At 71.8% G+C, this 10,025-nt stretch carries 11 protein-coding genes; 6 read left to right on the top strand and 5 right to left on the bottom strand.

The features are described 5' to 3' along the window. Positions 1 to 91: 91 nt before the first annotated feature. The gene (gene def / locus ABZY57_RS30365; RefSeq protein ID WP_356517371.1) at positions 92 to 655 is read right to left on the bottom strand and encodes a peptide deformylase; all 564 of its coding nucleotides are present in this window, start codon (positions 653 to 655) and stop codon (positions 92 to 94) included. Positions 656 to 778: 123 nt separating this feature from the next. Between def and ABZY57_RS30360 the strand changes: the two genes are divergently transcribed. The 6 genes from ABZY57_RS30360 (at position 779) to ABZY57_RS30335 (ending at position 6,068) form a co-directional block, all read left to right on the top strand. Further along, positions 779 to 2,017, top strand: coding sequence for a MurT ligase domain-containing protein (locus tag ABZY57_RS30360; RefSeq protein WP_266876101.1), 1,239 nt, complete (start codon positions 779 to 781; stop codon positions 2,015 to 2,017). Between the two features lie 19 nt (positions 2,018 to 2,036). Beyond that, the gene (locus tag ABZY57_RS30355) at positions 2,037 to 2,765 is read left to right on the top strand and encodes a glutamine amidotransferase (protein ID WP_250740166.1); all 729 of its coding nucleotides are present in this window, start codon (positions 2,037 to 2,039) and stop codon (positions 2,763 to 2,765) included. Between the two features lie 218 nt (positions 2,766 to 2,983). Then, positions 2,984 to 4,012: a 6-phosphofructokinase gene (locus ABZY57_RS30350; RefSeq protein ID WP_274547644.1), complete on the top strand. Its 1,029-nt coding sequence runs from the start codon at positions 2,984 to 2,986 to the stop codon at positions 4,010 to 4,012. Positions 4,013 to 4,145: 133 nt separating this feature from the next. Next, positions 4,146 to 5,090, top strand: a complete 945-nt coding sequence (locus tag ABZY57_RS30345) for a cytochrome c oxidase assembly protein (RefSeq protein WP_356517374.1) — start codon at positions 4,146 to 4,148, stop codon at positions 5,088 to 5,090. A 32-nt stretch (positions 5,091 to 5,122) separates the two neighbouring features. After that, on the top strand, positions 5,123 to 5,281 hold the full coding sequence (locus ABZY57_RS30340; protein ID WP_327251573.1) for a hypothetical protein: 159 nt from the start codon (positions 5,123 to 5,125) through the stop codon (positions 5,279 to 5,281). Positions 5,282 to 5,357: 76 nt separating this feature from the next. Continuing rightward, positions 5,358 to 6,068: a lysophospholipid acyltransferase family protein gene (locus tag ABZY57_RS30335; protein WP_356517368.1), complete on the top strand. Its 711-nt coding sequence runs from the start codon at positions 5,358 to 5,360 to the stop codon at positions 6,066 to 6,068. Between the two features lie 41 nt (positions 6,069 to 6,109). On the opposite strand, the gene ABZY57_RS30330 is transcribed toward ABZY57_RS30335, so the two are convergent. The 4 genes from ABZY57_RS30330 to ABZY57_RS30315 form a co-directional block, all read right to left on the bottom strand. Further along, entirely contained in the window at positions 6,110 to 7,795 is a 1,686-nt protein-coding gene (locus tag ABZY57_RS30330; RefSeq protein ID WP_356517366.1) for an alpha/beta hydrolase, read from the bottom strand. Between the two features lie 222 nt (positions 7,796 to 8,017). Beyond that, positions 8,018 to 8,764: an urease accessory protein UreD gene (locus ABZY57_RS30325; protein ID WP_356517372.1), complete on the bottom strand. Its 747-nt coding sequence runs from the start codon at positions 8,762 to 8,764 to the stop codon at positions 8,018 to 8,020. A gap of 80 nt (positions 8,765 to 8,844) precedes the next feature. After that, positions 8,845 to 9,549, bottom strand: coding sequence for an urease accessory protein UreG (ureG, locus tag ABZY57_RS30320; protein WP_356517364.1), 705 nt, complete (start codon positions 9,547 to 9,549; stop codon positions 8,845 to 8,847). Positions 9,550 to 9,636: 87 nt separating this feature from the next. Beyond that, positions 9,637 to 10,025, bottom strand: a 389-nt coding sequence (locus ABZY57_RS30315; RefSeq protein ID WP_356517362.1) for an urease accessory UreF family protein, incomplete at its 5' end; no start/stop codon positions are given.

The raw sequence follows: 10,025 nt of genomic DNA, 5'->3' as shown, positions 1-10,025 counted from the left end.
TCCGGCGCCGCCGGGGGCAAATCCAGCCTCGCCGGCGTTTGAGGCGCGGGGTCCGGGGCGGAGCCCCGGGAACCCCGGCCCCGCCGGGCTCTCACTCCCCCAGCGCGTGGATCCCGGCCCGACCCCAGTCGGTCTTCCGGATCTGCCTGCGCAGCTTGCGCGCCCGCAGTCCCGTAACCCGCTCCGCGTACACCGCACCGGCCAGGTGATCGCACTCGTGCTGCAGACACCGCGCAAAGAACCCGGTCCCGGCCACCCGCACCGGCGTTCCGTCCGAGGTGAACCCCTCCACGACGGCCTCGTCGAAGCGGACCGTGGACGCCTCCAGCCCCGGCAGGGACAGGCATCCCTCGGGGCCCGCGAACTCGTCCCCCTCGGCGGAGACCAGCCGCGGGTTGACGATGTGCCCGACGTGCCGCACGTCCTCGTCGTCGGGGCAGTCGTATACGAACACCCGCTGCCCGACGCCGATCTGGTTCGCGGCGAGGCCGACGCCCTGGGCGGCGTACATCGTCGCGAACATGTCCTCGATGAGCCGGTCGAGGGCCGGACCGAACTCGGTGACCTCCGCACAAGCGGAATGGAGCACCGGATCGCCCAGCAGGCTCATGGTGCGGACGAGGCCGGAGGTACCGGGGAGGGGACGCTGTCGCATGGCGGTAAGGGTACGACGGGCGACTATATGAGGAGATCTTCGGCAGACCGGGGGCGCCGCGGTCGGGGCGCGGGCAGGTCATGGATAGGCTGGGGGCGACCGACGCAAGGAGGACAAGGGACGATGGCAGGCAACACAGAGCCGCTTTCGCCGCGGGCCAAGCTGGCCGTGACGGCGGGCAAGGCCGCGGCGGCGGTGTCGCGGGCCGCGGGACGCGGAAGCGGATCGGTGATCGGTGGCAAGGTCGCACTCAAACTCGACCCCGATCTTCTCGGAGCGCTCGCGCAGCATCTCGACGTCGTCCTCGTCTCGGCGACGAACGGCAAGACCACGACGACCCGCCTGATCGCGGAGGCCCTGCGGGCCAGCGGTCCGGTCGTCTCCAACGCGCTGGGCGCGAACATGCCGGCCGGCATCACCTCCGCCCTGGCGGGCGGTTCGGACGCCCGCTACGGCGTCATCGAGGTGGACGAGAAGTACCTGGCCGGAGTGGCCCGGGACGTCACCCCCAAGGTGATCGCCCTGCTGAACCTCTCCCGCGACCAGCTGGACCGCGCCGCCGAGACCCGCATGCTCGCGGAGAAGTGGCGCGAGGGCCTCTCGGGCTCCAAGGCGGTCGTCGTCGCGAACGCGGACGACCCGCTGATCGTGTGGGCCGCCTCGTCCTCGCAGAACGTGGTGTGGGTCGCGGCCGGCCAGGAGTGGAAGGACGACGCCTGGTCCTGCCCCTCCTGCGGTGGCGTCATGCAGCGTCCCGGCGACGACTGGTTCTGCGGCGAGTGCGGTTTCCGGCGTCCCACCCCGAGCTGGGTGCTCTCCGGCGACCACGTGCTCGACCCGCACGGCAGCGCCTGGCCGATCAGCCTCCAGCTCCCGGGCCGCGCCAACAAGGCGAACGCGGCCACCTCGGCCGCCGTGGCAGCCGTCTTCGGCGTCCCGCCGCAGGTGGCGCTGGAGCGGATGTACCAGGTGCAGGCCGTCGCCGGCCGCTACGACGTGGTGAGCTTCCAGGGCCGCGAACTGCGGCTGCTGCTCGCGAAGAACCCGGCCGGCTGGCTGGAGACCTTCTCCCTGATCGACCCGCCGCCGACCCCGGTGATCCTGTCGGTGAACGCACGCGGCGCGGACGGCACCGACACCTCCTGGCTGTGGGACGTGGACTACCCGCGCCTGGCCGGCCACCCGATCTTCGTGATCGGCGACCGCAAGCTGGACCTCGCGGTCCGCCTCGAAGTCGCGGGCCTGGACTTCCGCGTGTGCGAGACCCTCGACGAGGCCGTGCAGCTGGCGCCGCCCGGGCAGATCGAGCTGATCGCCAACTACACCGCCTTCCAGGACGTGCGCCGCCGCGTCGGCAACTAGTACCCATAAGGACAAGAGCATGAGCGACAACAGCCTGCGTCTGGTGTGGGTCTACCCCGACCTGCTCAGCACGTACGGAGACCAGGGCAACGCCCTGGTCGTCGAGCGCCGGGCCCGCCGGCGCGGCCTGGACGTACAGCGCGTGGACGTGCGCAGCGACCAGCCGATCCCGACCTCGGGCGACATCTACCTGATCGGCGGCGGCGAGGACCGGCCGCAGCGGCTGGCCGCCGAGCGTCTGCTGCGCGACGGCGGTCTGGAGCGCGCCGTCTCGAACGGGGCGATCGTCTTCTCCGTCTGCGCCGGGTACCAGATCCTGGGGCAGGAGTTCGTCAACGACGTCGGCCAGCGCCAGGAGGGCCTCGGCCTGCTGGACGTGGTGACCGTGCGCGGCGAGGGCGAGCGGTGCGTCGGCGACGTGCTGGGGGACATCGACCCGCGGCTCGGGCTGCCGCAGCTGACCGGCTTCGAGAACCACCAGGGCGTCACGCACCTCGGCCCGACGGCGAAGCCCTTCGCCCGGGTCACGATGGGCCGGGGCAACGGCACCGGTGACGGCACCGAAGGCGCGTACAACGACACGGTGTTCGGCACGTACATGCACGGTCCCGTGCTGGCGCGCAACCCGCAGATCGCTGACCTGCTGCTGAAGCTGGCCCTCGACGTGAACGCGCTGCCGCCCATCGACGACCGCTGGTACGAGGCGCTGCGCGCCGAGCGCATCGCGGCGGCCACGCAGCCCGCGTAGCGGCACCGGCCACGCGTACCGGTTCAGGCACCGCCGACACCCGGCGTCCGGCCCGGATTCCCCTCGGGGTATCCGGGCCGACGTGTTTTCGTACGACTGATCTGACCAGCATGTGGAGGATGGTTCAGTCCACCCTCGATCCGCTTGTAGGGTGCTGGGTAGTTCCAACCGGACGACGTGGTCCGGTCGTCGGCCCACGTTGCAAAGGTCCTCCTGCCATGCGCATTGGTGTGCTCACTTCCGGAGGCGACTGCCCCGGGCTCAATGCCGTCATCCGCTCCGTCGTGCACCGCGCCGTCGTCGATCACGGCGACGAGGTCATAGGTTTCCACGACGGCTGGCGCGGCCTGCTGGAGTGCGATTACCGCAAGCTCGACCTCGATGCCGTGAGCGGCATCCTGGCCCGTGGCGGTACGATCCTGGGCTCGTCCCGGGTCCAGCCCGCCCATCTGCGCGACGGCGTGGAGCGGGCCCGCGGCCACGTCGCCGATCTCGGCCTGGACGCCATCATCCCGATCGGCGGCGAAGGCACCCTGAAGGCCGCGAACCTGCTCTCGCAGGGCGGCCTGCCGATCGTCGGCGTCCCCAAGACGATCGACAACGACATCGCCTCGACCGACGTCACCTTCGGCTTCGACACCGCCGTCGGGGTCGCCACCGAGGCACTGGACCGGCTGAAGACCACCGCCGAGTCCCACCAGCGCGTCATGGTCGTGGAGGTCATGGGCCGTCACACCGGCTGGATCGCCCTGCACTCGGGCATGGCGGCAGGCGCGCACGCGATCGTCGTGCCGGAGCGCCCCTTCGACATCGAGGAGCTGACGGCGATCGTCGGCGAACGCTTCGAGCAGGGCAAGCGCTTCGCGATCGTCGTGGTCGCCGAGGGCGCCAAGCCCGCCGAGGGCAGCTCGATGGCCCTGGAGTCGGGCGGCACCGACATGTACGGCCACGAGCGGTTCGCCGGCATCGGCAACCGCCTGGCCGTCGAGCTGGAGGACCGCCTCGGCAAGGAGGCCCGCCCGGTCATCCTCGGCCACGTCCAGCGCGGCGGCACCCCCACGGCCTACGACCGCGTCCTCGCGACCCGCTTCGGCTGGCACGCGGTGGAGGCGGCCCACCGGGGCGAGTTCGGGATGCTCACGGCGCTGCGCGGCACGGACATCGTCATGGTCCCGCTCGACGAGGCGGTCCAGACCCTGAAGACGGTCCCGTCGGAGCGTTACGCCGAGGCGCAGAACGTTCTGTGATCTTTCCCCTTTTCTGCGTGTCACTCCTGTAATGGGCGCCCCCGGACGATTTCCCGTCCGGGGGCGGCATTACTGTGGTGGGGCACCACGGGTCAAGGGAGTGAAGAGATTGAGTTACCTCGCGCACGGCGCCATGGACATGCACGACATGGACATGGACCTGCCACCCTTCACCCTCGGGCGCGGGCTGGAGTTCTCCTTCGACGCCTTCTTCTTCATCGGCTCGCTCCTCGGCCTCGCGCTGTACGGGTGGGGCGTGGTGCGGCTGCGCCGGCGCGGGGACGCCTGGCCGGTCGGCCGGACGGTGGCCTTCACCATCGGCGTGCTGAGCGTGGCCCTGGTGATGTGCACCAAGCTGAACGACTACGGCATGGTCATGTTCAGCGTGCACATGGTCCAGCACATGGTGATCAGCATGCTCAGCCCGATCCTGCTGCTGCTGGGCGCGCCCGTGACGCTGGCGCTGCGCGCGCTGCCGCCGGCGGCCCGCGGGCACAAGGGGCCGCGCGAACTGCTGCTGATGCTCCTGCACAGCCGGTACATGAAGGTGATCACCCATCCGGTGTTCACCATCCCGATCTTCATCGCCAGCCTCTACGGCCTGTACTTCACCCCGCTCTTCGACTTCCTCATGGGGTCCAAGACCGGACACGTCGCGATGATGGTGCACTTCCTCGCCGTCGGCCTCGTCTTCTTCTGGCCGATCATGGGCGTGGACCCGGGCCCGCACCGCCCCGGCTACGTGATGCGGATGCTGGAGCTGTTCGCCGGAATGCCCTTCCACGCCTTCTTCGGCATCGCGCTGATGATGGGCAGCGAGCCGATGATCAAGACGTACGCGAACCCGCCCGCCTCCCTCGGCATCGACCCGCTGCTCGACCAGCAGTGGGGCGGCGGCATCGCCTGGGCCTTCAGCGAGATCCCCTCGGTGCTGGTGCTGATCGCGCTGGTCTACCAGTGGTACCACTCGGAACAACGGGCCGCGAAGCGCTCCGACCGGTCCGAGGACCGCAACGGGGACCAGGAGCTGGAGGCCTACAACTCGTATCTCGCCTCGCTCCAAGCGCGTGGCCAGTAGCGCGGGACCGCCTTCAGGCGCCACCATGGGGCATGACCGGATCCGTGAAGGCGATGGCAGTGATGACCTTCGCCTCTCTGGTGGCGATCGCCACGTATTCCGTGGCCCTCGGAAGCAACGGCTGGCTGTGGTTCGGCTGGGTGGTGCTGGGGCTGCTCACCGCCGGCATGGCGGCCACGGGCGGTGCCTGAGCGGCCGCCCTCTGCGACTCCGGGCGAGGCGTCCGTAGGATGTCCGTGACCACGGGACGTCGACGGGAGCCGCCTGGTGTTCTACCACTTGCTCAAGCACGTGATCCTGGGGCCGCTGCTGCGGCTCCTGTTCCGGCCCCGCATCGAAGGACTGGAGAACATCCCGGAGGACGGCGCCGCGATCATCGCGGGCAACCATCTGTCCTTCTCGGACCACTTCCTGATGCCCGCGATCCTCAAGCGGCGCATCACCTTCCTCGCCAAGGCCGAGTACTTCACCGGACCGGGCCTGAAGGGACGGCTCACCGCCGCCTTCTTCCGCAGCGCCGGCCAGATCCCGGTCGACCGCTCCGGTAAGGACGCCGGCCGGGCGGCGCTCCGCGAGGGGCTCGGGGTGCTGTCCAAGGGCGAGCTGCTCGGCATCTATCCGGAGGGCACCCGCTCGCACGACGGGCGGTTGTACAAGGGCAAGGTGGGGGTGGCCGCGATGGCGCTCGGCGCCGCGGTGCCCGTCGTCCCGTGCGCGATGGTCGGCACCTTCGAGATCCAGCCGCCCGGGCAGAAGCTCCCCAAGATCCGCCGGGTCACGATCCGCTTCGGCCGGCCGCTGGACTTCTCCCGGTACGCGGGGATGGAGGGCGAGCGGGCCGTGCTGCGGGCCGTCACCGACGAGATCATGTACGAGGTCCTCGCCCTGTCCGGTCAGGAGTACGTGGACCGGTACGCCGCCGACGTCAAGGCGGAGGAAGAGGAGGCACGGAAGAAGGCCCGGCGCAGGATGCGCTGAGCCTTCTCCCGTGAGGGACGAGCCGTTCTTGCCCCGTCCGGTTAGCGGATGGCCGGGAGCTCGTCGATCGCCTGCTGGTCGGCGGCCGGGGCCGGGGCGAGCAGCTTGGCGGCGACGGGGGCCGGGGCCACCGGGGTGGCGTGCGGAGCGCACGTCACGTTCTGGGCGTCCACCTTGCCGGTGAGCAGGTAGGTGTCGACCCGGGTGTTGATGCAGGGGTTCACCAGGTTGGTGACACCGTGCGAGCCGGCGCCCTTCTCGGTGATCAGGCGCGAGCCGGCGAGCCGCTGGTTCAGCGAGACCCCGCCCTTGTACGGCGTGGCCGCGTCCCGCTCCGCCTGGACGATCAGCACCGGCGGCAGGCCGCGGTGGGGGCCGACACCGACCTCGATCGCGTTGTACTGCTTGGACTTCCAGGTGGCGCAGGGCAGGTTCATCCATGCGTTGGCCCAGGTCATGAAGGGGTACTGGGCGTGCAGCTTGGTGTTGTCCCGGTCCCACTTGGACCAGCTGGTGGGCCACTTGGCGTCGGCGCACTCGACGGCGGTGTACACCGCGTTGCCGTTCTCCGCCGAGGCGTTGCCCTGGATGTCGCTCATGTCGGGGGCGATGGCGTCGATCAGCGCCTGCTCGTCACCGGCGGCGTACGCGGCCCACGTCTGGGCGACGGGCACCCAGGAGGAGTCGTAGTACGGGGCGCTCTGGAAGAAGCCGATGAGCTCGGCCGGGCCGACGATCCCGCCGAGCGGGTTGGCCTTGGCCTTGGCGCGCAGCTCCAGCCACTTGGCCTCGACCGCGGCGCGGGTGGTGCCGAGGTGGAAGGAGGCGTCGTTCTTGGCGACCCAGTCCTCCCAGTCGTTCCAGCGCATCTGGAAGGCGACGTCCTGGCCGAGGTTGGCCTCGTACCAGATGTTGTCGCGGGAGGGGTCCACCACGCTGTCGACGATCATGCGGCGCACGTGCGTCGGGAACAGGGTCGCGTAGACCCCGCCGATGTAGGTGCCGTAGGAGACGCCGAGGAAGTTCAGCTTCTTCTCCCCGAGGGCGGCACGGATGACGTCCAGGTCACGCGCGACGTTCGGCGTGGTCATGAACGGCAGCATCTCGCCGCTGCGCTCCTTGCAGCCGTCCGCGTACTCCTCGGCGAGCTTGCGCTGGGCGTTCTTGTCGGCCGTGCTGTCCGGCACCGGGTCGGCCTTGGGGGCCTTCACGTACTCCTGCGGGTCGATGCAGGAGATCGGCGCGGAGTGGCCGACGCCGCGCGGGTCGAAGCCCACGAAGTCGTACGCCTTGGCGGTGTTCACCCACAGCGGGCTGTTGGTGGTGATGCGGCGGGGGAAGCGCATGCCGGAGGCACCGGGGCCGCCCGGGTTGTAGATGAGCGCGCCCTGGCGCTCCTCCTTGGTGCCGGTGCTGACGGCGCGGTCGACCGCGAGGTCGATCGTCTTGCCGAACGGCTTGCTGTAGTCGAGCGGGACCTTCACGTAGCCGCACTGGATGGGCGCCGCGAAACCCCAGTCGGGCGGACAGTCCTTCCAGTCGATCCCGGTGCGCGCCGCGCGGGCGGCGGCGATCTGGGTGCCGATCGCCTCGGCGATCGGGTTGTCGCGGCCGAAGCCGGACGGGAAGGTCTGGGAGGCCGACGCCGGCGGGGCGAGCAGCAGGCCCGCCGCCAGCGTGCCGGTGATCAGAGTTGCGGCGCTCCCCAGCGCCGCGTTGCGTATCACGTGGTTGTTCCCCCTGCGTCATCTGCCGCCGTGGGCGGCGTGGTTCGTGCCGGTGTGGATGTGCGTCGGCATGTGCAGGGGATACTTCCGCCTGACCGGGAGCGGGCGACAGAGCGCAGGGCCGTTCTTTGCCAACCCGATATCCGGAAATGGGTGTACCGCTGAGCGGTGTCGGGTTCGTCCCGGGTTCGGAGCTCGTCGACCCTGGTGGCCGCCCCGGGCTCACCAACCGTAGGCGGCGCAGGCGGAGTCGAGCAGTTCGCGGAGCCGCAGGGCGTCCGGGGCCAGGGCCGTGACCAGGACGGCCGGACCCGCCAGCGGGGTGAGGGCCGCGAACTCCCCCAGCATCCCGGCCTGCGGCGGGGCCTTCGCGAACTCCGGGTCCACCACGAGCAGCTGGCCCAGCGCCCGGTGGCCCGCGAGTCCCGCCGGACCGTCCCAGCCGCCGGGTGCGCCGGGTCCGCAGGCCACCTCCTGGTCCAGCAGCGGGCGTCCGTCCCGGTTCACGGTGAGCCGTGCGCGCAGCAGGCCCGGACCCTCCCCGGTGCGGCCGAGCACCTGCTCCTCGCGCAGCAGGAGCCGGGCGGCGGGGGCGAGTTCGGCGCGGGTACGGATCCGCAGGTCGCTGCCCCGCACCGAGACGAGGGGCTCCGGCAGCCAGCGCACCGCCGCCCCGTCCCCGAGCCGGAGCCGTACGTCGTACCGCGCGGGTTCCCCGTGCCGGCCGGGCAGGGCCAGGGTGGCCGCCGCGGAGCGGAACAGCAGCCGGGCGTCCGGTCCGGCGGTGGCCTCGACCGTGAGGTGGTCACCGCCGAGGGGGGCGCTCATGGCGCCGACCAGCATGACGCCCGCTTCGCCGGGCCCGCCCCGGGTGCGGCGCAGGGCGAGCGGCCCCTCCCCGGCCAGCAGCGGCAGGGCGGTGGAGCCCCGCCCGTCGGCGGCGGCGCCGATCCGGGCGGTGGCGCGCAGGCCGGCCGGGACGGGGGCCGTGGGGTGGGCGGGGGGTGCGCCCGTCCCCTCGGGACGGGCCGCGGGGATCGCCGTAGGACTCACCGGGCGGTCCAGGCGGCGATCCGCCCGCGCACCCAGGCGGCCACCGGGGCCACGCCCTCTTCGCCGCGCAAGGACTGGAAGGCGACGGGCAGTTCGCCGCGTTGCTCGGCGGCATCGCGGGCCATCCGGTCCAGGTCCGAGCCGACGTGGGGGGCGAGGTCGGTCTTGTTGACGACGAGCAGGTCGGCGGTGGTGACGCCGGGGCCGCCCTTGCGCGGGATGTCGTCGCCGCCGGCCACGTCGATGACGAAGATCTGGGCGTCGACGAGGCCCCGGGAGAAGGTGGCGGTGAGGTTGTCGCCGCCGGACTCGACGAGGATCAGGTCGAGCCGTCCGTGCCCGTGGAAGGCCTCCTCCAGTTCCTCGACGGCCTCCAGGTTGGCGGAGATGTCGTCGCGGATGGCGGTGTGCGGGCAGGCACCGGTCTCGACGGCGCTGATCCGCTCGGGCGGCAGGACGGCTTCGCGGAGCAGGAACTCGGCGTCCTCGCGGGTGTAGATGTCGTTGGTGACCACGGCCATGGACAGCTCCGCGCGCAGGGCCCTGCAGAGGGCCGCGACGGTGGCGGTCTTTCCGGAGCCGACGGGCCCGCCGAGCCCGATGCGCAGGGCCCGGCGGGACCCGTCCGCCCGCAGCGGCTCGGCGCTGTGGGTGTGGCGGTGCGGGAAGGTCCCGCCGCCGAGGGAGGGGTCGAGGTGCATGGGGTCTCCTTGAGCTGAAAGCAAGGGGGATGCGGGGGCATCCGCGGGGCCGAGGCCGGGTACGGGGTGGGGTACGGGGTGGATGGATCAGGAGGCGAACAGGCGTACCGGCCAGTCGGCATGGGCCTGCGCCGCGATGTCCAGCAGCGGCGAGGAGGCCGCGGGCAGGGCCTGCGTACCGTCCGTGCGGGCCCGCAGCGCCGCCCGCTCCGCGCGCCGGGACACGGAGTCCAGCTCGGGGGCGAGTCCGGCCAGGACCCGGCTCGCCTCGAAGGGGTCCAGGCCGAGCAGCCGTACGGTGGCGGTGGCCGGCCCGCCCACGCTCTCGTACGCCGCCACGTGCGCGGCGTCCAGCGGCCCGAGCCCCGCCGACCGGGCCGTGACGCCGAGGACCACGGGCTGGTGCGCCCCGCGCGGGAACGCGGCGGCCAGCGCGTCCAGTTCCGCTCCGGGCCAGGTGGCGCGGGCCGCCCGCA

The sequence above is a fragment of the Streptomyces sp. NPDC006450 genome (genome assembly GCF_040612195.1).
In the GTDB taxonomy this organism is placed as follows: Bacteria; Actinomycetota; Actinomycetes; order Streptomycetales; family Streptomycetaceae; genus Streptomyces.
The sequence above is the reverse complement of the archived record's forward strand: the minus strand, read 5'-3'. Positions and strand labels throughout refer to the sequence as shown.

Bases quoted from the DNA above. Each gene is read 5' to 3' on its own strand.
- ABZY57_RS30360 (WP_266876101.1), top strand. From the start codon at position 779: ATGGCAGGCAACACAGAGCCGCTTTCGCCGCGGGCCAAGCTGGCCGTG.
- ABZY57_RS30350 (WP_274547644.1), top strand. From the start codon at position 2,984: ATGCGCATTGGTGTGCTCACTTCCGGAGGCGACTGCCCCGGGCTCAAT.
- ABZY57_RS30355 (WP_250740166.1), top strand. From the start codon at position 2,037: ATGAGCGACAACAGCCTGCGTCTGGTGTGGGTCTACCCCGACCTGCTC.
- ureG (WP_356517364.1), bottom strand. From the start codon at position 9,549: ATGCACCTCGACCCCTCCCTCGGCGGCGGGACCTTCCCGCACCGCCAC.
- ABZY57_RS30340 (WP_327251573.1), top strand. From the start codon at position 5,123: ATGACCGGATCCGTGAAGGCGATGGCAGTGATGACCTTCGCCTCTCTG.
- def (WP_356517371.1), bottom strand. From the start codon at position 655: ATGCGACAGCGTCCCCTCCCCGGTACCTCCGGCCTCGTCCGCACCATG.
- ABZY57_RS30345 (WP_356517374.1), top strand. From the start codon at position 4,146: ATGGACATGCACGACATGGACATGGACCTGCCACCCTTCACCCTCGGG.